Source organism: Pseudomonas fluorescens (assembly GCF_001307155.1).
Lineage (GTDB): Bacteria > Pseudomonadota > Gammaproteobacteria > Pseudomonadales > Pseudomonadaceae > Aquipseudomonas > Aquipseudomonas helvetica.
In genome coordinates, this window is record NZ_CP012830.1 from 2,858,561 (window position 1) to 2,883,083 (window position 24,523).

20 protein-coding genes and 1 riboswitch are annotated in these 24,523 nt (G+C 59.6%); of the genes, 14 read left to right on the forward strand and 6 right to left on the reverse strand.

Going from position 1 to position 24,523, the window contains the following annotated elements:
- Positions 1–216 precede the first annotated feature (216 nt).
- The 6 genes from AO353_RS12915 to AO353_RS12940 all read left to right on the forward strand — a co-directional run bounded on the left by AO353_RS12915 (position 217) and on the right by AO353_RS12940 (position 7,634).
- Complete coding sequence (locus tag AO353_RS12915) at positions 217–1,974, forward strand: carbamoyltransferase (RefSeq protein ID WP_054595310.1); 1,758 nt, start codon at positions 217–219, stop codon at positions 1,972–1,974.
- Positions 1,958–3,088 (forward strand): glycosyltransferase, encoded by a 1,131-nt coding sequence (locus AO353_RS12920; RefSeq protein ID WP_054595311.1) that lies wholly within the window; start codon positions 1,958–1,960, stop codon positions 3,086–3,088. Before AO353_RS12915 ends, AO353_RS12920 begins: the two co-directional genes overlap by 17 nt.
- Complete coding sequence (locus AO353_RS12925) at positions 3,088–3,984, forward strand: antimicrobial resistance protein Mig-14 (protein ID WP_054595312.1); 897 nt, start codon at positions 3,088–3,090, stop codon at positions 3,982–3,984. The genes AO353_RS12920 and AO353_RS12925 overlap by 1 nt, the downstream gene beginning before the upstream one ends.
- A complete protein-coding gene (locus AO353_RS12930; RefSeq protein WP_081013728.1) occupies positions 3,981–5,408 on the forward strand; it encodes a PIG-L deacetylase family protein in 1,428 nt (475 codons plus the stop codon). Before AO353_RS12925 ends, AO353_RS12930 begins: the two co-directional genes overlap by 4 nt.
- A gap of 84 nt (positions 5,409–5,492) precedes the next feature.
- On the forward strand, positions 5,493–6,449 hold the full coding sequence (locus AO353_RS12935) for a glycosyltransferase family protein (RefSeq protein ID WP_054595313.1): 957 nt from the start codon (positions 5,493–5,495) through the stop codon (positions 6,447–6,449).
- An 81-nt stretch (positions 6,450–6,530) separates the two neighbouring features.
- Positions 6,531–7,634 carry a glycosyltransferase gene (locus AO353_RS12940; protein WP_054595314.1) on the forward strand — a complete coding sequence of 368 codons (1,104 nt, stop codon included), beginning with the start codon at positions 6,531–6,533 and terminating at the stop codon, positions 7,632–7,634.
- On the opposite strand, the gene AO353_RS12945 is transcribed toward AO353_RS12940, so the two are convergent.
- On the reverse strand, positions 7,620–8,225 hold the full coding sequence (locus AO353_RS12945; RefSeq protein ID WP_054595315.1) for a toluene tolerance protein: 606 nt from the start codon (positions 8,223–8,225) through the stop codon (positions 7,620–7,622). The two genes, AO353_RS12940 and AO353_RS12945, sit on opposite strands and share 15 nt — an antisense overlap.
- A 109-nt stretch (positions 8,226–8,334) precedes the next feature.
- On the opposite strand from AO353_RS12945, the gene AO353_RS12950 reads away from it, so the two are divergent.
- The 5 genes from AO353_RS12950 (at position 8,335) to hldE (ending at position 14,352) form a co-directional block, all read left to right on the forward strand.
- The gene (locus tag AO353_RS12950; protein WP_054595316.1) at positions 8,335–9,507 is read left to right on the forward strand and encodes an O-antigen ligase family protein; all 1,173 of its coding nucleotides are present in this window, start codon (positions 8,335–8,337) and stop codon (positions 9,505–9,507) included.
- A gap of 15 nt (positions 9,508–9,522) precedes the next feature.
- Entirely contained in the window at positions 9,523–11,331 is a 1,809-nt protein-coding gene (msbA, locus tag AO353_RS12955; protein ID WP_054595317.1) for a lipid A export permease/ATP-binding protein MsbA, read from the forward strand.
- A gap of 187 nt (positions 11,332–11,518) precedes the next feature.
- A complete protein-coding gene (locus tag AO353_RS12960; protein ID WP_054595318.1) occupies positions 11,519–12,223 on the forward strand; it encodes a sulfotransferase family 2 domain-containing protein in 705 nt (234 codons plus the stop codon).
- The gene (cysC, locus tag AO353_RS12965; RefSeq protein ID WP_054595319.1) at positions 12,216–12,827 is read left to right on the forward strand and encodes an adenylyl-sulfate kinase; all 612 of its coding nucleotides are present in this window, start codon (positions 12,216–12,218) and stop codon (positions 12,825–12,827) included. Before AO353_RS12960 ends, cysC begins: the two co-directional genes overlap by 8 nt.
- 103 nt (positions 12,828–12,930) lie before the next feature.
- Entirely contained in the window at positions 12,931–14,352 is a 1,422-nt protein-coding gene (hldE, locus tag AO353_RS12970; protein WP_054595320.1) for a bifunctional D-glycero-beta-D-manno-heptose-7-phosphate kinase/D-glycero-beta-D-manno-heptose 1-phosphate adenylyltransferase HldE, read from the forward strand.
- Positions 14,353–14,504: 152 nt separating this feature from the next.
- Here hldE and AO353_RS12975 read toward each other — a convergent pair whose 3' ends face one another.
- The 4 genes from AO353_RS12975 to AO353_RS12990 form a co-directional block, all read right to left on the reverse strand.
- Positions 14,505–15,470, reverse strand: coding sequence for a hypothetical protein (locus tag AO353_RS12975; RefSeq protein WP_054595321.1), 966 nt, complete (start codon positions 15,468–15,470; stop codon positions 14,505–14,507).
- A gap of 43 nt (positions 15,471–15,513) precedes the next feature.
- Entirely contained in the window at positions 15,514–16,326 is an 813-nt protein-coding gene (locus AO353_RS12980; RefSeq protein WP_054595322.1) for an aldo/keto reductase, read from the reverse strand.
- Positions 16,323–17,498: an NAD(P)/FAD-dependent oxidoreductase gene (locus tag AO353_RS12985; protein ID WP_054595323.1), complete on the reverse strand. Its 1,176-nt coding sequence runs from the start codon at positions 17,496–17,498 to the stop codon at positions 16,323–16,325. Before AO353_RS12985 ends, AO353_RS12980 begins: the two co-directional genes overlap by 4 nt.
- Before the next feature lie 251 nt (positions 17,499–17,749).
- A complete protein-coding gene (locus AO353_RS12990) occupies positions 17,750–18,082 on the reverse strand; it encodes a DMT family transporter (protein WP_019691475.1) in 333 nt (110 codons plus the stop codon).
- A gap of 103 nt (positions 18,083–18,185) precedes the next feature.
- Between AO353_RS12990 and AO353_RS12995 the strand changes: the two genes are divergently transcribed.
- Together AO353_RS12995 and waaA are read left to right on the forward strand one after the other, a co-directional pair.
- Positions 18,186–19,076 carry a LysR family transcriptional regulator gene (locus tag AO353_RS12995; RefSeq protein WP_054595324.1) on the forward strand — a complete coding sequence of 297 codons (891 nt, stop codon included), beginning with the start codon at positions 18,186–18,188 and terminating at the stop codon, positions 19,074–19,076.
- 23 nt (positions 19,077–19,099) lie between these two features.
- Entirely contained in the window at positions 19,100–20,374 is a 1,275-nt protein-coding gene (gene waaA, locus AO353_RS13000) for a lipid IV(A) 3-deoxy-D-manno-octulosonic acid transferase (protein ID WP_054595325.1), read from the forward strand.
- A 158-nt stretch (positions 20,375–20,532) separates the two neighbouring features.
- Here waaA and AO353_RS13005 read toward each other — a convergent pair whose 3' ends face one another.
- The gene (locus tag AO353_RS13005; RefSeq protein WP_054595326.1) at positions 20,533–21,972 is read right to left on the reverse strand and encodes a TolC family outer membrane protein; all 1,440 of its coding nucleotides are present in this window, start codon (positions 21,970–21,972) and stop codon (positions 20,533–20,535) included.
- Positions 21,973–22,168: 196 nt separating this feature from the next.
- A riboswitch (TPP riboswitch) is annotated at positions 22,169–22,274 on the forward strand.
- Positions 22,275–22,445: 171 nt separating this feature from the next.
- Between AO353_RS13005 and thiC the strand changes: the two genes are divergently transcribed.
- On the forward strand, positions 22,446–24,335 hold the full coding sequence (thiC, locus tag AO353_RS13010; RefSeq protein WP_054595327.1) for a phosphomethylpyrimidine synthase ThiC: 1,890 nt from the start codon (positions 22,446–22,448) through the stop codon (positions 24,333–24,335).
- Positions 24,336–24,523: the final 188 nt, after the last annotated feature.

Here is a 24,523-nt window from a genome sequence, read left to right on the forward strand (position 1 = left end):
CCCTGAAACCTACAGGCTTTATAAACATCGTTCTTTTTGTCGTCGTCGCTTGCTGTGTCCTGTTGAATATGAACTTTGTGCGTCAAACAACCTCTGGGTCATTCCCGCCATCTTTACGCTATAATCCCGCCCTTTAGCTGTTTCTCGCCCTTTTGCGAGGACACATTATTTCCAGGCGCATGTCGCCTGCATGCAGACTTAAGAGGCTAGACCCCTGTGGCATTGACGATTCTTGGCCTGTCCGGCGCCCTTAGCCATGATCCTTCCGCAGCCTTGTACATCGACGGCAAGCTGGTCGCGGCTGCTGAAGAAGAGCGCTTCGTACGCGATAAACATGCAAAGAACCGCATGCCTTACGAATCGGCGAAGTTCTGTCTGGAACAGGCTGGCATCAAACCTTCCGACGTTGACGTAGTGGCGATCCCGTTTGCCCCGATCAGCCTGTTCGGCAAGGCCCGCTGGCACTACGCCAAGCGTTACTGGTACGCCCCGGATCGCGCACTTGATGCGATCCTGATGGGCAACCGTCGCTACAAGCGCTATCGCAACAAGATTGTCTGGTGCCTCGAGCAACTGGGCTTCGATCCGAAGAAAATCAAGATCCAGCCGGTCGAGCATCACCTGGCTCACGCCTCCAGTGCCTACCACTGCTCCGGTTTCAAAGAGAAAACCGCGATCCTCGGGATCGACGGCAAGGGCGAGTACGCCACGACCTTCTTCGGTTATGGCGAGAACGGCAAGATCCACAAGATCAAGGAATTCTTCGATCCGGATTCCCTCGGTGGCCTGTACGGCGCGATCACCGAGTTTCTCGGTTTTGAAATGCTCGACGGTGAGTTCAAGGTCATGGGCATGGCGCCGTACGGCGACGCCAGCAAATATGATTTCTCCCGCCTGGCGTCATTCGAAAACGGTGAGCTGGTGATCAACACCGATTACGCCAACGTCATCGGCCTGCGTCGCTACAAAGAAAAGGGCAAGGGTTTCTACTTCTCGCCGAAGCTGATCGAGTGGCTCGGTCCGAAACGCGAAGGCGATATTGCTGACGAGCCGTACATCCACTACGCCGCGAGCATGCAAGCGCTGTTCGAGAAACTGGCGTTGCAGATGATTGACTACTACCTGGGCGACGTGCTCAAGGAAACCGGCAAGCTGGCGTTTGCTGGCGGCTGTGCGTTGAACGTCAAGCTGAACCAGAAAATCATCGCTCGCGACGACATCAAAGAGTTGTTCGTACAGCCTGCGTCCGGCGATGCCGGCACGGCGGTGGGTGCTGCGGCTTACGTGTCCCACGCCCGTGGCGTACCGGTCGAGAAGATGGAGCACGTTTACCTCGGCCCGTCGTACAGCAACGAAGACGTGATCGCGGCTTGTGCTCGTCACCCGAGCGCACCCAAGTGGCGCAAGCTCGATGACATGCCGGAGAAGATCGCCAAAATCATGGTCGACGGTAATCCGGTGGCCTGGTTCCAGGGGCGCATGGAGTTCGGTCCGCGTGCGTTGGGCGGTCGTTCGATCATCGGTTGCCCGAGCGCCACAGGCGTGGCTGACCGGATCAACCACCAGATCAAGTTCCGCGAGCGCTGGAGGCCTTTCTGCCCGTCGATGCTCGACACCGTGGCGCCGCAGATGATCAAGATCGATCACCCGGCACCGTTCATGACCTTCACCTTCGAAGTGGCTGAAGAGTGGAAAACCCGCGTGCCGGAAGTCGTCCATGAAGACGGTACGTCCCGTGCCCAGGTGCTCAAGCGCGAATACAACCCGCGTTACTACGACATGATGAAAGCGCTGGAAGTGCTAACCGGTAACGGCGTGTCGCTGAACACCTCGCTGAACCGCCGCGGCGAGCCGATGATCTGCTCGCCGACCGACGCCCTGAACATGTTCTTCGGCTCCGATCTACAGTATCTGATCATGGAAGACATTCTGGTGGTCAAAGACGGCGCGGACGCTTATGACACGCTCGGCTGAACGCCATGTGCTGCAGTTCTGTCACGGCTATGACGGGCCGTTCCTGGACTGCGCCCGACAGTACGCGAGCCTGTTTGCAGGGTCTGGTTATCGAGTGACCACGGTGTTTCTCACCGGGGTTGCCGATGCTGACGTTGCGGCAGGCTGTGCGTCTGATGAAGTGTTGTTCATGGAATACAGCTCCAAGGCCATTCGTGGCCTGAAGCTTTCGGCGATTGCCGATCTGCGCAAAATCGCCCAGTCGCGCAATTTCAGTTTTTGTATCGCCCACCGTTTCAAGCCGATCTACATCGCCTTGCTCGCAACGCCGCTGCCGGTAATCGGCGTGCACCACGCCTTTGGCGATTACCGGCGGCGGACGCGCAAGCTGTTCGCGCATATTTTTCGCAAGCGCCTAAGCCTGCTCGGGGTTTCCGATGCGGTCCGCGACGATATGCGCCGTTGTCTGCCGAAGTGGCCGGCGGCGCGGATTCAAACCCTTTACAACCGCATCGATGTCGACGCGTTGCAGGCCACTCAGGTGTCCTTCGATGAGGCGCGCGACGCCTTGGGGCTGTCGCCGGATGCGTGGGTGATCGGCAACGTCGGTCGCCTGCACCCGGACAAGGACCAGGCCACTTTGCTGCGCGGCTTTGCCCAGGCCTTGCCGCGTTTGCCGGTCGGCAGTCAACTGGCGATTCTTGGCTCCGGACGTCTGGAGCAGCGGCTCAAGGATCTGGCTCGTGAAATCGGTATTGGTGACCGTGTGCTGTTTCTCGGTCAGGTGCCGGAGGCGCGTCGCTACTTTCGGGCTTTCGATGTGTTTGCCCTGAGTTCCGACCACGAGCCATTCGGCATGGTGCTGCTCGAAGCGATGGCCGCCGGTGTGCCATTACTGGCCACCGCGTGCGGCGGGGCAGCGGAGGTGGTCGAAGGTGTCGGTATTTTGTTCCCGCAGGGGGATGTCGAGCACCTGGCGCTGGGCCTGCAACATCTGGCGGTGATGAATCAGCACGAGCACCAGGTCTGCGCCGAAATGATGCTTGATCGCCTGCGCGAGCGCTTCTCGGATCGCGCCGTGCACGAGACGTTCTGGCGTCTGCCGCACGTCCTTGAACTGACGGCGAGGGCCTGATGCTCAACCGATTTCAAGGCTGGCGCGAACGTGGCTGGTCCGTTGTCGATGCGACGACGTATCGCGATGCCTGGCAGCGTTTTGGCGGTAGCGTCGCAACGCATCCACTGGTGGTCGAACGCCTGGCACAGTTGGCCGATATCCCGGTGCGTTACCTGGCCTGGGAACAGGGTGGCGAACTGAAAGCCGCGATCCCGACCTGGGGCCGCGACCTGGCATTGTCCAAGGACGTGCTCAAGCGTAACGGCAAGAAAGGTTTGTTCGATCTCGGCAACGCTGAATTCATCCTGCCGGCTGCGGCCGACGCGCAAGCGCTGTTGCGGCACCGCGGGCGCTACTTGTCGGCGCTGAATGAAGGTCGCTTTGCCGGTCTCAAGCTGCAAGCCGAACAACTGGCCATGGCCCGCACACCTGAAGAGCTGTCGAAGAAGTTTCGCTACAACCAGCGCCGTGAACTGCGCTTGCTGGAAGAGGCCGGTGGCGTAATACGACCGGTCAGCGACTTTTCCAGTCAGGAACTGGCGGCGATTTATTGCGATCTGTTCCAGCGCCGCTGGGGATTCCCGGCAACCGGTGCGCCGCGCATGGGCGAGGTGCTCGAGCTGCTGCGCGAGCTGATGATCGGCTCGGTGATTTTCCTCAACGATGCGCCGATTGCGATTCAGTTGGTCTACCGTGTTGAAGCGCCAGAGTGGATCAGCGTCGAGTACATCAACGGTGGCGTCGACCCCGAGACTCGTGAGTTCAGCCCAGGCAGTGTATTGAGTTTTCTCAATACCCAAAGCGCCTGGGAGCACGCCCGGGCAATCGATAAGCCGCTGCGCTTTTCCTTCGGGCGGGCTGATCGTGAATACAAGGACCGCTGGTGCAACCCTGTGCCGGTGTTCACCGTATGAGCCAGACCATGAGCCTGCCACTCAATCGCAAGCAGCAACTGCTCAAGCGTCATCGACGTAACAAGCGCATCGGTCTGTTGATCGGTGTCTTGCTGTTGATTGCCGTTGGCCTGCTGGTCACCTGGTGGCTGCCGCTGGTACTCGCGGTCCTGGCCTGGGTTGCCCATGAGGCGTGGTTTGCCGACCATTTGTTTTACTCGCCCAAGGACGATTACCAGTACAGCTTCCCGCCCTACACGCAGCAGCCCAAGGTCCGGCTGGAGGGTGCGCGTCTGCTGCTCGATGACGGCGTCATCCTGACCGACGACACCACGCTGGTACTGGCACTGCGGGTAAAAAGCACCTGGCTGGGACGCTTTTTCGATCCTGCAGTCGAGTTGTCGGGTGGCGATAATCCAGACCGACAAGCCTTCGAGCGTGGTGTAGACGGCCTGCGTTACCTCAATCTCAGTGGTCAGGCGCATGTTCTGTCGCAGGGTGATTTGCGTGTGCGCGGGCGTTTCTGCCGATTGCTCGGCGAACCCGTGCTCTGGTCGTTCGAACAACCTGATTACCGCCGTCAGCGAGTGATGGTGATCGCGCCTCACGCCGACGATGCGGAGCTGGCCGCTTTCGGTTTGTACAGCCAGGCCGACGAGGCCTGGATTGTCACGTTGACCGCTGGCGAAATTGAAGCCGGGCACTATCGGCAGATGGGACTGGACGCCGTCGAGGCGTCGCGCATCAAAGGCCGTTTGCGTGCCTGGGACAGTATTGCGGTGCCGCGCTGGGCCGGCGTGCCTGAATCGCAGTGTGTGCAATTGGGCTATTTCTGCCTGCAATTGCCAGCCATGCAGGCGGCGCCGGACCAACCAGTGGGCTCGCGTGAAGCGAATCTGAACGACACGCGACTGTTTCGCCAACTCAATCCGTTCGCGTTGCCCGGTGACCGCGATGGTGCACCGACCTGGAATAACCTGCTGGCCGATCTGCGCGAACTGCTGCTCAAGGCGCGCCCTGAAGTGATCGTCCTGCCGCACTCCTCGCTGGATCCGCATCCCGATCACATCTGTGCACAGCATGCGGTGCTGGAAGCCTTGAAGGGGCTTGAGTGGCAGCCGACTACACTGCTCGGATACGCGAACCATCTGCACGACAATGATCGCTGGCCAATGGGTGATTCCGAGGCCGGGATTGCGTTACCGCCGGTGTTCGATCCGGCGCACGTGCTACAACCCTATTGCCTGGTATTGTCGATCGAGCAACAGCGTGACAAGGCTATGGCGCTGGGGATGATGCATGACTTGCAGCCGCGTGCGCCGTTCAAGCGTCGGATGCGTCGCGGCTTGCAGCGTCTGCTGGCAGGGCGTTCAGGCTCGCCTTACGGCGAGAACGAGTTTTTTCGCAAGGCTGTGCGTCGGCATGAGCTGTTCTGGCGTTTGTAAATGGCTGTCGCATGGAGTCTTTCTGCCAGGGCAGAAGGGTGGTTTCAGGTTTTTGTCGGGCTGTTCAATGCTGCAAGGAAGACAATGAAGGTTCTATTTCTGGTGCAGAAAGAACAGCGGGCCATTCTGGACCGTTTGTACGAAGGTGTGGCCGCTCATTGCGAATGCGACCTGCGCTGGTTGAGCAGTGATGAACAGCGCAACCTGCGTGGCTATTTTCGGCGTGAAGTGGACGTGTCGCGCTATGACCGTATCGTGTTCTTCCTGCGGTTCAAGCAGGAAATCCGCCAGGTCGGGTTCATTCGCACGATTCCCAATCTGGTGATTCTCGAACACGATGCCTACCAGAACTACATTCCCTGCAAGTACACCGGCAAGTTCAGTGCGCATTACCGCCGCCTGCCGTGGGCGCGGGTGATCAGTTCCGGTTTCATGGTCGCCAAGCGTTTACGCGAAGAAGGCTTTGACGCGGTGTTCGTGCCCAAGGGCTATGACCAGACCCTGTTGCAGGATCAGGGGCGTGAGCGCGATATCGAACTGGCCTTCGTCGGCAGTACCAATAGCGTGGCGTACAGCGGTCGCAAAGCGCTGCTCGATGAGTTGGCGGGTGTCGAACCCTTGGTAGTGACTCGTACCCATTCCGGTGACGAATATCGCGACACGCTCAACCGTATCCGCTTCTTCGTCAGTGCCGACGTTGGCATGGGCGAATTCATGATCAAGAACTTTGAAGCGATGGCCTGTGGCTGCGTGTTGTTGGCCTTCGATCAGGGGGATGCGGAAACTCGGGCTCTGGGGCTGGAGGATATGCACAACGTGGTGCTCTATCGGGATATCCCGCAACTGCAGGAAAAACTCGCCAGGCTGCGTGCCGATCCTGAATTGGCTTCGATCATTGCCCGAAACGGACGCGATCTGGCGCTCAGTCAATTCAGCTTCGCACGTATTGGTCAGCGTATTGTCGAAGAGCTCCAGCCGGCTTTGAGGTCTCGCGCCGCATTGAGTCTGATCGAGCGGTTACGCCTGAAGCTGGGCATTTGACAGGGTTTTCAAATCATTGGAAGTGCTCGACATTATAATTAAACGTGCCATCAGCCGATGTGAAAAAGGGCTTTCCGCTCGATGAGTATCCTTAATGTCATGTGGTCCGGCGGGGCTGCCTACGCCTCTGTCCACAAGGTTCATCTGCAGATACTTGCTCAGGTAGAACCCGCAACACCGATCAATACCTGGCTGTTGCGGGGTAGTGCGCGCGGCTGTGTCGCCGAAATCGGTGAAACGCGGGAGTGGCATCTGTCCTCCAATCAACTCAAGGGCAGGCGTTTCTGGAAGCTGCTGACGCTGTGGATGCAGGCGCGTTTTTATTACGCCCTGAATCAAAGTGACGTGCGCGTACTGTTGCTCGACGGCTTGGGCACGGCTCGTGCCCTGTTACCGGTCCTCAAGAAGCTGCCGCAGTTGCGTGCGGTGGTACTTTTTCATGGTGCGACCCGGATCAGCGCAGCCGATCGCAAGTTGTTTTCACAGCTTCCCGCTTCACAGCTGACCCTCGCGGCGGTTTCGCAAACCCTGGCCAGCGCACTTGAGGCCGATTTACAGATCCCCGTCGTCACGTTGCGCAGTGCGCTCGATCCACTGGCTTTTCGTTCCCGGTTGCTTTCTCGTGAGCAGGCGCGGGCGCGGCTGCAATTGCCCGTCGACAACACACCTGTCGTGGGGGCTGTAGGGCGCCTGGTTGGCAAAAAAGGCTTTGCATGCCTGATCGAAGCCTTTGCCAAGACGCTGACACAGCACCCGCAGTTGCGCCTGGTGATTATCGGGGAAGGTCAGGCAAGGGCTGCTCTGGAGGCGCGGGTCAACCAGCTTGGGTTACGCGACAAGGTGCTACTACCCGGAAACCTGGAGGATGCAGCGACGCTTTTTCGGGCTTTCGACTGGATCGCGATCCCGTCACTTGAGGAAGGTCTTGGCTTGATCCTGCAAGAGGCGGTAATGGCCGGTGTCCCGGTGCTGTCCAGCGATTTGGCAGTGTTTCGCGAGCAATTGGCAGGGGCGGGCCGTTACGCCACGCCAGAGGATGTGACCGCCTGGAGCGAGGCGTTAATACAGGCGCTTGGTGTCGCTTCTGAATCGGTCGCTGCGGCTCAATTCACTGTACTTTCACCGGACGACGCCTGGCTGGAATTCAGCCAGGTTGCCCGCAAGCTGTTGTCATGCGCAAAGTAGGATTTGCTCCAGCGTCTGCATCGGAAAGCTCTCGTTCAGCTTCTCTCGATCAATATACCGTGCGAAGTGTTGCAGGTTGCGCTTGACCAGGTGCTGCGGCAGCGGTCCCCGCAAGAAGCGCATGTCGGCGACGTCGATCAGGCCGAACTGGTTGCCTGGAGTCACGACGATGTTGCCCAGGTGCAGCGAGCGGAAGTAGACCCCGGCTGCATGGAGTTCGCGGATGAATGCGGTCAGCGCCGGCAGGGTCTGTTGCCAGTCGAAGCCGTTTTTGTCTGCCAGCTGGCGCAGGGTTTCTCCTGGCAGGGGACGGTAAAGCACGGCCGTCATGCCGGGCGTATCCAGCTGATGGAGTGTGAGTGTCTGAAGGGTAGGAATGCCGAGCTTTTCGAGTCGGGCGGCATTGTCGATGAAGCGCTTTGAATAGGGGCGAAACAATGCCGACGAGAGAAGCCGCTTGCGGCGAAACAGTTTGAGGATGTTCCCGTCCGGCAGAAGAAATACTTTCGGGCCGAAGCTGTCGGCTTCTAGTACTCTGGCGCCTTTAATCATCTGATTTAAAGCGGCTTGTGGAAGCCGGAAGCATTGCATGTAGAGAGCCTTGTAGAAATTGCGGGCGTATTGGCGATCAATGATGCCGAAAAGTTGCTGTTTTCACCATGCCGGCTTGGCGATCGGACGATTTAACGAGGAAAGGTCAATGCAGGAAACGCGTTGGGCGCAGGTATGGATGACGACCGGATTGTTCTGGTTTTTGACTGCCATTGCTTTTGCGCCGACCAATAAGCTTTATCAGCAAGGGTTGACCGTGTTTCTCTGGTTACCGGCAATGTTTTTTGCCTGGTCGGCACGTGCTCGGTTATTTGAGCTTTGGCAAGCACAGCGGGTGTTTTGTCTTGGGCTGCTCGGGGTGGTGCTGTGGTCGTTGATCAGCGTGTCGTGGACTCATGATGATGACCTGACACGGGGCGCCAAACGCATATTGTACATCGTGGTGTTCCTGTTGTTTTTTCCGGTATTTGCCAATGCCCGTCCGGAGCGTGTTGTGCGGGTCATGCAATGGGGCGGCCTGGCCCTGGCATTGAGTGCACTGTTGGCGGCCATCAAGTTTTATCTGATCGACGGCAACACCTGGACCGCGCGCGTTGAAGGGTTGGGGGAGTTGGGTCACCCGATTCTGGGAGGTTACGTACTGGGCGTGGCGGCGGTCTGGATGATCCATTGGGTGCCCCGGACCCGTTGGCTGCAAGGTGTCTGGTTGGTTGCACTGGGTTTGCTCGCAGGCTTTGTCGTGCTGTCCCAGAGTCGTGGTGCCGCGCTGGCGCTGTTGCTGACGCTGGTGGCAATGCCCATTTGGAGCCGCAACCGACGTAGCTGCACCATCGCTATCGGCGCACTGGTGCTGGCGATGCTGGCGTTCTGGCTTTTCGAACCGCTGGTGTTGGCTCGCGGTACCTCGTACCGGCCTCAAATATTCATGGCCAGTCTGAACATGATCGCTGCACATCCCTTGCGTGGCCTGGGGTTGGAATCTGGCTACACGGTGCTTGCCGAAGGCGTCGAATTTGATCACGCGCACAACCTGTTCACCCATATCGCAATCGAATTGGGGCTGCCAGGGCTCTTGCTGTGGTGTGTGGTCTGGTTTGCGGTATTGCGTGAAGCATGGCGAGCCCGTGAAACGCTGTATGGTCAGGGTGTCATCGGGATCTGGCTGTTCTCGTTCCTGGCCATGCAATTCGATGCGGCCAGCATCAGTGGATCGCCACGAGCCGAATGGTTCATCAGCTGGCTACCGGTTGGCCTCGCCACCGTTTTGGTATGGACACAGGCCAAATACAAAGCCTGTGATAAAATTTCGCGTTCAACCTAATCAGTGAGCTCTACGATGAGTGCAGCACCGCCCAATGCGGAACAGGAATCAAGCCTGAAAATCTATTTGCGACTGTTGGGGTATGTAAAACCCTACGTTGGCATTTTCCTGTTGAGTATCGTGGGTTTTGTGATATTTGCCTCCACGCAGCCGATGTTGGCCGGGATTCTCAAATATTTCGTCGATGGCTTGAGCAACCCTGAAGCAGTGCTCTTTCCCCACACTCCGTATCTACGGGAGTTGAAGTTGCTGGTTGCCGTGCCGCTGTTGATCATCTTGATCGCTGCCTGGCAAGGGCTTGGTTCGTTCCTGAGTAACTACTATCTGGCCAAAGTTTCCCTGGGTCTGGTTCATGACTTGCGGGTGGAGTTGTTCAACAAGCTGCTGGTGTTGCCTAACCGTTATTTCGATACCCACAACTCCGGGCATCTGATTTCCCGTATCACCTTCAACGTGACCATGGTGACCGGTGCTGCAACAGACGCCATTAAAGTGGTGATTCGCGAAGGTCTGACCGTAGTTTTTCTGTTCGGCTACCTGTTGTGGATGAACTGGAAGCTCACCTTGGTGATGCTGGCGATTCTGCCGCTGATTTCCTTCATGGTCGGCAATACCAGCAAGAAATTTCGCAAGCAGAGCAAGAAGATTCAGGTGGCGATGGGCGACGTGACTCACGTCGCGTCCGAAACCATTCAGGGCTATCGCGTGGTGCGCAGCTTCGGTGGTGAAAGCTACGAGCAACAGCGCTTTGCCAAAGCCAGTCAGAGCAATACCGACAAGCAACTGCGCATGACCAGGACCAGTGCGATCTATACCCCTGCACTGCAACTGGTGATTTATAGCGCCATGGCCGCATTGATGTTCCTGGTGCTGTTTCTGCGTGGTGATGCGACGGCCGGTGATCTGGTGGCCTACATTACGGCTGCGGGTCTGTTGCCCAAGCCTATTCGTCAGCTGTCCGAAGTCAGCTCGACTATTCAGAAAGGCGTGGCGGGTGCTGAAAGCATTTTCGAGCAGCTCGATGTCGAGCCGGAGCTCGATGCTGGCACCATCGAGCGTGAGCGTATCAGCGGTCGCCTGGATGTACACAACCTGAGTTTCACTTACCCGGGCACTGATCGCGAGGTGTTGAAAAACATCAGCTTCACTGCGACGCCGGGGCAGATGATCGCACTGGTTGGACGCTCGGGAAGTGGCAAGTCGACGCTGGCCAGCCTGATCCCGCGTTTCTACCATCATGAAACGGGGCAAATACTGCTCGATGAAGTAGAGATCGAAGACTATCGCCTGCGTAACCTGCGCAAGCATGTCTCTCAGGTCACACAACACGTCACCCTGTTCAACGATACCGTGGCCAACAACATCGCCTACGGTGATCTGGCCGGGGCTCCTCGTGCAGACATCGAGAAGGCTGCACAAGATGCCTATGCGATGGACTTCATCTCCCAGTTGCCAAACGGCCTGGACACTGAGGTCGGCGAGAACGGGGTATTGCTGTCCGGTGGTCAACGTCAGCGTCTGGCCATTGCTCGCGCCTTGTTGAAAAACGCACCGTTGCTGATTCTCGATGAGGCGACTTCGGCACTGGACACCGAGTCCGAGCGGCATATTCAGGCAGCGCTGGATAAGGTCATGAAGGGTCGTACCACGCTGGTGATCGCGCACCGTCTGTCGACTATCGAAAAGGCCGATCTGATCCTGGTAATGGACCACGGTGAAATTGTCGAGCGCGGTACTCACGCCCAACTGCTGGCACAAGGCGGGTACTACTCGCGTCTGCATGCCATGGGACTGGATGAACCCTCTCCGGCGGACATAGCCTGAGCTCGACGCCAGGGTGAGCATCGCTCACCCTGTCAGCCTCCCGGGCGCGCAACGCGCCCGACGATTTGTATCCAGCCCTTTACATACTTGACCAAGCCTAAATAATTCTGCGTGCCGTGCTTGTTATGGTTCCTGCTTCGATTTTGAATGCAAACGGGAAGGACAACCTTCTCGTGCGGGGACTGGAATGTTGCAACGTCACCTCTGGAAACTACTCCCCAAAACACAGCGTACCTTTTTGCTGGGCCGTTTGTCGGTCGTTGACCGGCAAGCCGTGAACAAGTCGATGTCAGGCAATACTGTTTTTCCTGCGCACTTTCAGCAGCGTTCATGCCTGTTCATCCATGTTCCGAAATGTGCCGGCAGCAGCGTGTGCTCGGCGTTGTTCAATGGTTGGGCGCCTGGACACCTGCCGCTGTACTGGTACGAACAGCAGTTTCCCGAACACTACGCACGCAGTTTCAAGTTTGCGTTTGTCCGCGATCCATTGGAGCGGGTTTATTCCGCCTATGCCTATTTGCGCGGCAAGCAGTTGCCGCAACGGGATGAATCGGCGCGGCTGTTGGTCAACAGTTACCGGGATTTTGATGATTTCGTCGGGCATTGGTTGCACCCGGATAACCTCCGTAAACAGCTTCATTTCGCACCGCAAACCGACTTTTTGAATGACTCCATGGGGCGCATGGCGATGGATTTCGTCGGCTATCAGGAACACCTGGAACGCGACTTTCAACTGCTCTGCCAGCATCTCGGCATGACGTCATCGTTGCCTCATCTGAATATCTCGCAAGAGCGTCGCGCTGAGCCCGTACGCGATTTTTGCTCGGTGCGCACACGGCGCCTGGTACGGCGTGCCTATCAGCGTGATTACGAGGTGCTTGGTTATGAATGAGTCGCCGCTGATTGCTGCACATTCGTCGAACATTCGCCCCTTTGCATTGTCGTTGTCGCCCTCGGCCCGAGCAGCGCTCAAGCATCAGCAACCGTGTTGCCTGTGGCTGACGGGGCTGTCTGGCGCTGGCAAGTCGACCTTGGCCAATGCACTCGAGTTGCAGCTCAATGAGCAGGGGCGCCACACCTTTGTGCTGGATGGCGACAACCTGCGCAACGGTTTGTGCAATGACCTGGGTATGGGCGCTGCAGCGCGCAAGGAAAATATCCGGCGTATTGCCGAAGTGGCGCGGTTGATGGTCGACGCGGGGTTGATTGTGATTGTCTCGGCGATTTCGCCGTTTCAGGCTGATCGAGCATCGGCCAGAGCGTTGTTCCGCACGGACGAGTTTCTTGAGGTATATGTCAGCACGCCGTTCGACATCTGCGCCCGGCGCGATCCCAAGGGTTTGTATCAAGCTGCACTGCAGGGGCGAATCAAGGACTTCACCGGTCTCGACAGCCCTTATGAAGCACCGCGGCAGGCGGACTGCGAAATCAACACCGACGAGGTTGTACTGGCCGACGCCGTGCAGCACGTCCTGGCTGTTTTGCTTAAAAAATGAACAATGTAGCGGCGTAATGCACACCTGTTGAAGCTGTCGAACTAGGCAGCGTTCACCCTGTGCTAATATCGCGCCCCTGTTCATTTTGTATGTGGGTTGCACCATGAAGTTGTCCATGCCGCGATTCGATCAAGCCCCTGTCTTGGTGGTCGGCGATGTCATGCTCGACCGTTACTGGCATGGTGGTACCTCACGGATTTCTCCTGAGGCGCCGGTGCCGGTGGTCAAGGTCGAGCAAATCGAAGACCGCCCGGGCGGTGCTGCCAACGTTGCCTTGAACATTGCCGCGCTCGGCGCGCCGGCGTCCCTGGTCGGTGTGACCGGTGATGACGAGGCCGCCGACAGCCTGACCAATAGCCTAAAAGGCGCCGGTGTACGGGCGTTGTTCCAGCGCATCGCGCATCAGCCGACCATCGTCAAACTGCGGGTCATGAGTCGTCACCAGCAATTGCTGCGTATCGACTTCGAAGAACCGTTTGCCACCGACGCGCTGGCGCTCGGGGCTGAAGTCGACGGCCTGCTCGAAGGCATCAAGGTGCTGGTGTTGTCCGACTACGGCAAAGGTGCGCTGAAGAACCACCAGGTGTTGATCCAGGCCGCACGTGCCCGTGGCATTCCGGTGCTGGCGGATCCCAAAGGCAAGGATTTCTCGATTTACCGCGGTGCCAGCCTGATCACCCCGAACCTCAGCGAGTTTGAAACCATTGTTGGCGGTTGTGCCGATGAGCACGATCTGGTCAGCAAGGGTGCGAAGCTGATGCATGACCTGGATCTGGGCGCCTTGCTGGTCACGCGTGGCGAGCACGGCATGACCTTGCTGCGTCCTGATCATCCGGCGCTGCACTTGCCCGCACGGGCCCGTGAAGTGTTCGACGTAACCGGTGCCGGTGATACGGTGATTTCTACCCTGGCGGCGGCGATCGCTGCTGGCGAAGAACTGCCCCACGCGGTGGCCCTGGCCAACCTGGCTGCTGGCATTGTGGTCGGCAAGCTGGGTACGGCAGCGATCAGTGCTCCGGAGTTGCGTCGCGCGATTCAGCGTGAAGAAGGTTCCGAACGGGGTGTCCTGGGCCTGGAGCAATTGCTGCTGGCCGTCGACGATGCGCGTGCACACAAAGAGAAGATCGTCTTTACCAATGGCTGCTTCGACATCCTCCATGCGGGCCATGTGACCTACCTGGAGCAGGCGCGGGCGCAGGGCGATCGTTTGATCGTTGCGGTCAACGACGATGCGTCGGTGAGCCGCTTGAAAGGTCCTGGGCGGCCGATCAACAGTGTTGACCGACGCATGGCGGTATTGGCAGGTCTGGGCGCGGTGGACTGGGTGATCAGCTTCTCTGAAGGCACTCCGGAAAACCTCCTGGCACAGGTCAAGCCGGACGTGCTGGTCAAGGGCGGCGATTACGGGATCGACCAAGTGGTCGGCGCCGACATCGTCAGCGCTTATGGCGGAACAGTGAAAGTGCTGGGGCTGGTGGAAAACAGCTCGACGACCGCAATTGTCGAAAAAATCCGCAAGACCTGAAACTGTGGCGAGGGAGCTTGCTCCCGCTCGCCTGCGCAGCAGGCGTAAAACCAGCAAACGCGGTGTATCTGTAGAAACTCAATGGCGGGTTTTAGGGCCGCTTCGCGGCCCAGCGGGAGCAAGCTCCCTCGCCACAGCTATGTGGTCTCGTCCTATCTTGCCACCTTGCGTGGCACGATTTTCTTCAGCAGTAGTTTGGCCTTGCCGGTCAATCGGCTGAAACCCGATACCTTGCCCGGTTGGCTCAAGCCTTGCTGCCTGAGCCAGTCCTTCCAGCGAATCCGCTCGTCACGCACCAGCCAGCCTTCCTGTTGGGCAAAACTTTCTGCCAGATACAGTCCGCGTGTGCTTGCCGGGTAGAGCTGATCTTTTTTCAGGGTATAGAGCTCGGGCAGCGGCTGGCCATCCTCAAGCGGCATCAGGTACAGGTCGGGGCGCTTGCGATCCAGTCGCGCGACAAGTTGATCGCCTTCAAGGCGTTCATCGACATGAAACAGGCTCAGGGACTTGGTCTCCTTGGGCACGTCCAGGCGCAAATCGTAGATCAACTGCAACGACGCCGTGGGCAGATGCACGTAGGCTCGTGGGCGTTCGATCAACTGCATGTTGGCGCAGCGCACCGGACGTGCGGCGCCAGACAGCGGCGTCAGGCGGAACGGCAGCGCCTCGCGGTAATGCAGCGCGCTGGCGTAGGGCGCTGGCAGCCAGGTGTCATTGAAGCGCCCGCCAAGCCAGCCTTCGGGGGTTTCCAGCAGGCATTCCTCGGCGATCTCCTGAATCGCCGTGTGCAACGGCAGGTTCAGCTCGTGAGCCGGCACATAACCCGAGATCAGTTTGAGCACCACGTCGCCACGGTCCTGACGGCGCTGGCGGACCAGCACCCAGTAATCGCGATTCTGCCAGTGCAGAGTCAGCCGTACCGAGACGCCGAGGTTGGCCAGCTCCAGCGAAAAGTGCTCTGGATTGGCCACCGTGACCGGGCGCCGACGTTGCAGGGTCTGGGAGAAATTCAGCGGCCTGCCGACACTCTGATAACTCAGGCCTTCGGGAGTCGCTTCGACGTATAACGGCAGGGTCTTGAAGTTGCTGGGATTCTTTCTTATGAGCGTTCGCGGCATGTCGGCTCCTTCTTGCGTCGGGGTCGGCCGCTGTGGCGGCTGTTCAACGACTACGTAGGACTTGAGCAACAGTCGCCACATTGTGGGCGAGGTGCAGCGGATTAATGGTCCCGACAATAGCACTGGCGACACCGGGTTGCGCAAACAACAGCTCGAAGCTGGCGCGTACGGGATCTACGCCGGGGCTGAGGCAGGCGTGACCGCTGGCCAGAGCCTTCTTCACCAGAATGGCTTTGCCGTGGGCAGCAGCGTAGTCGATGACCGGCCGCTCGGCCTGCTCGTTGAGATTGTAGGTGATCATGGCGCAATCACCTTGTTCCAGAGCCTTCAACCCACCATCGACAGTTTTGCCGGAAAACCCGAACCCGCGAATCTTGCCCTCGCGCTTGAGCTCGGCGAGGGTCTGGTAGACCTCACAGTCGTTGAGAATCGCCAGGTCGTTACCATCCGAATGCACCAGCACCAGGTCGATGAAGTCGGTTTCCAGGCGTTTCAGGCTGCGCTCGATGGAAAAGCGCGTGTGGGCAGCACTGAAGTCGTGGTGCGACAGGCCGTCGGCGAATTCTTCACCGACCTTGCTGACGATCACCCACTCCTGACGCTGACCGCGCAGCAGCGGGCCGAGGCGTTCTTCGCTGCGGCCATAAGCGGGTGCGGTGTCGATCAGGTTGATGCCCAGCTCGCGGGTCAGCTTGAGCAGTCTGCGCGCTTCGTCATCGTCCGGGATCTGGAAGCCGTTGGGGTATTTCACCCCTTGGTCGCGACCAAGTTTCACCGTGCCCAGGCCCAATGGCGAAACCAGCAGGCCAGTACTGCCCAGCGGGCGATGCAGATCGTGCAGGGTGGCTTGGCTCATGGCAGCAATTGTTCCCAGGCAGGCACGCCCATCGGCGGTTTTGGCAGGGTTGGCAACGGCGCCGGATGGCTTGGCTGGATGCCGTCGCGTTGCAGCGACGCCATTACCCGGTCAGCGAAGTCCGGTGCCAGTGCCAGTTTGGTCGGCCAGCCCACCAGCAGGCGATCCTGCTCGGCGAGGAAGGCGTTGTCGGGTCGGCTCAGGCCCGATTGCAGTGGCTCGGCGCGCTCGACCCGCAAGGTCGCCCATTGCGCCTGGCTGAGGTCGACCCACGGCAACAGGTTGCCGAGTTCTTTCTGCGCGGCGGCTATTTGCGCGGCGGGTTCGCGGGCCACGCCTTCGGCTTCGGCGATATCACCGCCAAGGTACCAGATCCATTGACCATCGGCGGCCGGGTGGGTGGTGACGGTGATGCGCGGCTTCGACCCGCCGCCCAGGCAGTGGGCGTAGAGCGGTTTCAGGCTTGGGCCTTTGACGATGACCATGTGCAGCGGTCGACGTTGCATGGCTGGCTGGCTCAGGCCGAGCGCCGTGAGCAAGTCAGCGTTGCCAGCGCCAGCGCTGAGAACGATGCGCTGTGCACGGATCTCACGCTCGTCAACGCGCAGGCCGACCAGTTCGCCGTTTTTCAGCAGTGGCTCGATCTTCTGCCCGGCCAGCAGACCGTCACCGGCAAGCTCAGCCAGACGTCCGATCAGGCTTGGCACATCGACCACCAGTTCCGCAAGGCGATAGACCTTGCCCTTGAAGCGCTTGTCTTGCAGGGCCGGCGGCAGCTGCTCGCCTTTGACCTGATCAACCCGACCGCGCACCGCTTTGCTGGCGAAGAAACTGGTGAGGTTGCCGGCGAGGGTGCCGGGGGACCACAAATAGTGGGCTTCGGACAGCAGACGCACGCCGGACAGGTCCAGCTCGCCGTCGCCGGCCAAGGCTGCACGCCAACGGCGCGGCATGTCGGAAATCGCTTCGGAGGCACCGGTCAACGCACCATGCAGCGCGTATTTGGCGCCGCCGTGGATGATCCCCTGGGACTTCACGCTCTGCCCGCCGCCGAGACTGGCACTTTCCACCAGCACGGTCGAGAAACCCTGGCGACGCAGGCGCGCGTTCAGCCAGAGGCCGGCGACACCAGCGCCGACAATCAGTACGTCGGTGGAAATAACGGATGGCATGCAGCGACCTCAGAGTTCAGGACTAGAGGCGCAGTATACAGACTCGACGAATAGAGGTTTTGCTGGCGATCAATAGGTGGTTGGTCAGGCCACGCACAAACCTGTGGCGAGGGAGCTTGCTCCCGCTCGGGTGCGCAGCAGCCGCAAATGAACCAATGCGGTCTATCCCCAAGCCTCGATATCAGGTTTTGGGGCCGCTTCGCGACCCAGCGGGAGCAAGCTCCCTCGCCACAATGGACTGGTATCTGGCTTTAATGCCCGGCAGTTTTCGAGAACAGCTGGATGACCACCACGCCCAGGACGATCAGCGCCATACCAAGCATGGCCGGGATGTCGAGTTTCTGGTCGTAGAGAAACAGCGCCGCGATGCTGACCATCACGATCCCCATGCCGGCCCATACCGCGTAGGTGACGCCAACCGGAATGGTGCGCACCACCAGGGTCAGCATCCAGAACGCAATGCCGTAACCGACAATGATCAACAGCAAAGGGAGTGGTGTGCTCAGGCCCTTGACCGCTTTCATCGATACGGTGGCGATCACTTCGGCGCAGATGGCGATAGCCAGGAGGTAGTAAGCGTTCATGGTGTGATCCTCGTATTTTGGCCTGCTTGATGAGGTCGGCATTCTAGAGGCTTTCGAGATGGGGTAAAGTCATTACCTATCTGATTTGAAGATGGGTTGAGCCATGAGTGTGTTATGGAATCTGGAGCAGATGCGTTTGTTCGTCAGCGTGGCCGAGCAGCGTTCGTTTTCGGCGGTCGCGCGCGATCAACGCAAGGCACAGTCGGCGGTCAGCAGTGCGATTGCACTGCTTGAGGCAGACCTTGGCCTGAACCTGTTTGATCGCAGTAGCGGCCGCCAGCCGCGCTTGACCGAGGCCGGCAGCGCGTTGCTCGAAGAAGCGCGAGAGGTGCTGCGTCAGTGTGAGCGTCTCAATGGGCGGGCGCTGGCGTTGATGCGCGGTCAGGAAGCGCGGCTGCGTCTGGCGCAGGATGAGGCCATGCCTTATCAGCCGGTGCTCGACAGCCTCGAAGCATTGGCCGAGCAATTTCCCAGCCTGGAAGTGCAACTGGCCAGTGCCGCCCAGGGCGATGTGGCGCGCAAACTGGTGGAGCGCCGGGCCGATCTGGGCTTGCTGTTTTATCACGAACAGATTCCCGAAGCCCTGGAACGTCGGGTGCTGGGCAGCGTCGAGATGGTCACGGTGTGCGGAGTCGGGCATCCGCTGGCCGTAGAAGGGCAGGTCAATTGCCAGCAGATGGCGCAGCATCGACAACTGCTGATGGCCACGCATTCCAGCGTCTACCCCGGCAGTGAACAAGCCAGCCCGCAAGTCTGGCGCGCCGACAGTTTCTACGTTCTCGCCGAGTGGCTGATGCGTGGCCTGGGGTGGGGCTGGCTGCCGCGGCATGTGGTGCAGTACCCGGCGTATCAGGGGCAGATGGTCGAACTGGTCAGCGAATGGACCCCGCCAGCGTTGGTGGTGGAGTTGGTCTGGCGGCGTGATGAACCGCTGGGGCCGGCGGCGCGTTGGTTGGCGGAACGTTTTGCCGTGCACTTGCAGGCGATCGGCTAAAAAAGCCGATAAACTCCGCCGCCATGAATAGAACTCTCTACACCGCGCTGTTTTACTTGGGGCTGCCACTGGTAGCGATTCGGCTGTGGCTGCGCTCGCGCAAGGCACCGGCGTACGCCAAGCGTATTGGCGAGCGCTTCTCCATCGGCTTGCCGGTGATGAAACCTGGCGGCATCTGGGTACATGCGGTGTCGGTTGGCGAAAGCATTGCCGCGGCCCCCATGATTCGCGGGTTGCTCGAACGTTATCCACAGCTGCCGATCACCGTGACGTGTATGACCCCAACCGGCTCCGAGCGGATTCACGCAATGTTCGCCAATGAGCCACGCATCCAGCACTGCTACCTGCCTTACGATCTGCCCTGTGCGGCGGCGCGGTTTCTCGACCGGGTTCAGCCGAAACTGGCGGTGATCATGGAAACCGAGTTGTGGCCCAACCACATTCATCAGTGCGCCAAACGCGGGATCCCGGTGGCGCTGGCCAATGCCCGGCTTTCGGAACGCTCGGCCAAAGGCTATGGCCGTTTCGGCAAGCTGACGCAGCCGATGCTGGCCGAAATGAGTCTGTTCGCGGTGCAGACCGAAGCCGAGGCCGAGCGCTTTCGGCAACTGGGCGCGCGCGCGGAAACGGTCGAAGTGACCGGCTCGATCAAGTTTGATTTGCGCATCGACCCACAATTGCTGCAGCGGGCCGCCGAGTTGCGTCAGCAATGGCAAGCGGTCGAGCGTCCGGTATGGATCGCCGCGAGTACCCATGAAGGTGAGGACGAAGTGGTGCTGGCGGCGCATCGACAATTGCTTGCCAGCCATCCGGATGCGCTGCTGATTCTGGTGCCGCGTCACCCCGAACGTTTCAATCCGGTGTTCGAACTCTGCCAGCAGCAAGGTTTCAACACGATCCGTCGTTCGACCGGCGAAATGGTCAGCGCCAGCACCTCAGTGCTGCTCGGCGACACCATGGGCGAGTTGCTGTTTCTCTACGCCCTGGCCGACAGTGCGTTTGTCGGTGGCAGTCTGGTGCCGAATGGCGGGCATAACCTGCTGGAGCCGGCGGCGCTGGCCAAACCGGTGTTGAGCGGGCCGCACCTGTTCAATTTCCTTGAGATCGCCACGCTGATGCGTAGCGCCAAGGCGCTACAGGAAGTGGATGACGCCCAAGGGTTGGCGCTGGCCGTGCAGCGGCTATTCGAGTTGCCACGCGATGCGCAGCGGATGGCAGAGGCGGGGCTGAACGTGATGCGCGCCAACCAGGGCGCCTTGCAGCGATTGCTGGATGGGTTGGGGCGGTTGATCAACTGATTCTGAACCTGACACCTGTGGCGAGGGAGCTTGCTCCCGCGGGGCTGCAAAGCAGCCCGAAAAACTGACACCGTGGTGTATCAGGCACACGGTAGTCACCGAATTACGACTGCTTTGCAGCCGAGCGGGAGCAAGCTCCCTCGCCACAGGGTTGGTTTTTACTGGCCGGGATTAGCTTTTAGCTGTTCCGCTGCAGCCTTGGCCAGGTCCGGGGGCAGGAAGTCCTTGTCCGGGTTGTAGTCGGCCTTGAGATAACGCTTCAGGTCCTGCAAGTCGCCTGGGCTCAGGGTGCCGGCCGCCTGCTTCAGGCGCAGGTTGTCGAGAATGTAGTCGTAGCGGCTGTTGTTGTAGTTGCGCACCGAGGTGTACAGCTGGCGCTGGGCGTCGAGTACGTCGACGATATTGCGCGTGCCTACCTGATAACCGATCTCCGTGGCTTCCACCGCGCTCTGGTTCGAGATGATCGACTGGCGACGTGCCTGCACCTGCTCGACATCGCTGTTCACCGCACGGTGCAGGTTGCGGGTGTTTTCCACCACTTGCCGACGCAGTGCTTCGCGTTGCTGTTCGTTTTGGTCCAGGCGCGAGTACGACTCGCGAACCTGCGAGCTGGTCAGCCCACCACTGTAGATCGGAATGTTCAATTGCAGGCCGACCGTGCTTTGCGAGACGGTGCCGCCGTACGGTTGACCAAAGGCGCTCGGGTTGCTGAAGCCCAGCGCATCGTTGTCTCCGGTCTTGTACTGCGCCACGGCGTCGAGGGTCGGTGCGTGGCCGGCCTTGCGCTGCTTGAGCGTTTCTTCTGCCGCGCTGACTGCGTAGTTGCTGGCCAGCAGATTGAGGTTCTGTTTGGCGGCAGTGTCGACCCAGGCCTTGGCGTCGTTCGGCGCTGGCGGCAGGACGGGCAAGGTGTGGACGATGCCCTGAATCGAGTTGTACTGACGGTTGGTCAGGGTGATCAGTGCTTCGAACGCATCATCCACCTGGCGCTGGGCGAGAATCCGGTTGGCGCGCGCGGTGTCGTAACTGGCTTGTGATTGCAGCACGTCGGTCTTGTCCGAGAGGCCGACATCGAAACGCTCATTGGACTGATCGAGCTGGCGCTTGAACGCGGCTTCCTCGGCCTTGGTCGAGGCAAGGTTGTCCTGACTGCGCAGCACGTTGAAGTAGGTTTCGGCGCTTTTCAGGATCAGGTTCTGCTCGGTCGCCGAAAGTTGCAACGCCGCTTGCTCGTTGACATCCTTGGCTGCCTGGAGCTGGAACCAGCGATCGGCGCGGAACAACGGCTGGGCCAGCGTTGCTTGATAGAAGTGGGCACTGCGATTGGCAATAGCCGATGGCTGGTCGATTTTCGTCCGGACATCGGCAACCTCGGCGCTACCCGAGAGGTTCGGCAGCAGGCCGGCGCGGGCCTGGGGCACGACTTCCTTTTGCGCGCCATATTGGGCACGGGCGGCGGCCAGGTCGGCGTTGTTGTCGACAGCTTCCTGGTAGACGCTGACCAAATCGGTATTGCTCGATAATGGCGCTTCTGCTGCCCAGGCCATTCCGTTGGACGCACAAGACACGGCAAGAGCCAGTGAGAGTTTGCGCAGCATGAGGCGATCCCTAGAGTGAATATTACAGTGGTAATTTGAGCGCCAAGGCTACGGCGCACGCCCGGCAGCGTCAAGGCGCAGCATGGCGCTGCGAGTGTAGATGCGCCAACCTGCGGCAACAATCCTGTAATTACGCCATTCATCACGCTGTATGCACCGGTGTTGGCGTTCTTTGCCAGTTGTGTCTAGACTGGCCGGGTTCTTGTCGGGGTGCCTTGCTATGAGGCTGAGATCGAATAATTTCGGATCCCGTTGAACCTGATCAGGTTTAAGCCTGCGTAGGGAACAAGATTTCTCGTCACCCGGCGAGTCCTCTTGTGCTTCGTCCGGGATGTTGTTCGACAATCGAACAACCCTCGTGCACTCAGCACAGCACTCATCCAGCTGGAGTTTTCACTGGTGGGCTGCGTCCATTCGTTACAGGTTCGCTCCGACAAAATTCCACTGCCTGGATGAAGTCTGGAGAGCCCGTGATGACTACAAAATCAAAAAATGCGATCAATCTGAGTGACTCGGCCAAAGTCGATCAGCAATCGGTTCAGCCCTTTACCCGCTCGCAAAAAATTTATGTTCAGGGCTCTCGCCCGGACATCCTCGTGCCGATGCGCGAAATCAGCCTCGACGTGACCCCCACCGATTTCGGCGGCGAGATCAACGCGCCGGTCGTGGTCTACGACACCTCGGGTCCGTACACCGACCCCAACGTCATCATCGATGTGCGCAAAGGCCTGGGTGACGTGCGTTCGCCGTGGATCGAAGCCCGTGGTGATACCGAGCGCCTGGCCGGCCTGAGCTCGAACTTCGGCCAGGAACGCCTCGCCGATCCGGAGCTGACCAAGCTGCGTTTCGCTCACGTCAACAACCCGCGCCGCGCCAAGCCGGGTGCCAACGTCAGCCAGATGCACTACGCCCGCAAAGGCATCATCACCGCCGAGATGGAATACGTCGCCATCCGCGAAAACATGAAGCTCGAAGTGGCCCGCGCCGCAGGTCTGCTGGATCAGCAGCACGCCGGTCACAGCTTCGGTGCCAGCGTGCCGAAAATCATCACCCCGGAATTCGTCCGTGAAGAAATCGCCCGCGGTCGCGCGATCATCCCGGCGAACATCAACCACACCGAACTGGAACCGATGATCATCGGCCGTAACTTCCTGGTGAAGATCAACGGCAACATCGGCAACAGCGCGCTGGGCTCGTCCATCGAAGAAGAAGTGGCGAAACTGACCTGGGGCATTCGCTGGGGCTCGGACACGGTCATGGACCTGTCCACCGGCAAGCACATTCACGAAACCCGTGAGTGGATCATCCGCAACTCGCCAGTGCCGATCGGTACCGTGCCGATCTATCAGGCCCTGGAAAAAGTCGGTGGCGCTGCCGAAGACCTGACCTGGGAGCTGTTCCGCGACACGCTGATCGAGCAGGCCGAGCAGGGCGTCGACTACTTCACCATCCACGCTGGCGTGTTGCTGCGCTACGTGCCGATGACCGCCAAACGCGTGACCGGGATCGTTTCCCGTGGCGGTTCGATCATGGCCAAGTGGTGCCTGGCGCACCACAAAGAGAACTTCCTCTACACTCATTTCGAAGACATCTGCGAAATCATGAAGGCCTACGACGTCAGCTTCTCGCTGGGCGATGGCCTGCGTCCTGGCTCGATTGCCGACGCCAACGACGAAGCGCAATTCGGTGAGCTGGAAACCCTCGGCGAGCTGACCAAGATCGCCTGGAAGCACGACGTGCAAACCATGATCGAAGGCCCGGGCCACGTGCCGATGCAGTTGATCAAGGAGAACATGGACAAGCAGCTCGAGTGCTGCGACGAGGCGCCGTTCTACACCCTCGGCCCATTGACCACCGACATCGCACCGGGTTACGACCACATCACCTCGGGCATCGGCGCGGCAATGATCGGCTGGTTCGGTTGCGCCATGCTCTGCTACGTCACGCCGAAGGAGCACTTGGGCCTGCCGAACAAGGATGACGTGAAGACCGGGATCATCACCTACAAGATCGCCGCCCACGCGGCAGACTTGGCCAAAGGACATCCGGGCGCACAGATCCGCGACAACGCCTTGAGCAAGGCGCGTTTCGAATTCCGCTGGGAAGATCAGTTCAACCTGGGCCTGGACCCGGACACCGCGCGTTCGTACCACGATGAAACCCTGCCGAAAGACTCGGCCAAGGTCGCGCATTTCTGCTCGATGTGCGGGCCGAAATTCTGCTCGATGAAAATCACCCAGGAAGTCCGCGAGTATGCGGCCAACCAGCGGATCGAAACCGTCGATGCCGAAGTCGCCCAAGGTCTGGCCGAACAGGCTGAGCGCTTCAAGCAGGAAGGCAGTCAGCTGTACAAGAAGGTTTGATTTTTGCCGGCGCCTCCAGAGGCGCCGGCAACTCTGTGGCGAGGGGGCTTGCCCCCGCTCGGCCGCGAAGCGGTCGTAAATCCGGCGACGAGTTCTAACTGACAGGGCTCAGTCGTTAGCTTTGGGACTGCTTCGCAGTCCAACGGGGGCAAGCCCCCTCGCCACAGGGGATCTGACGATCCACAACA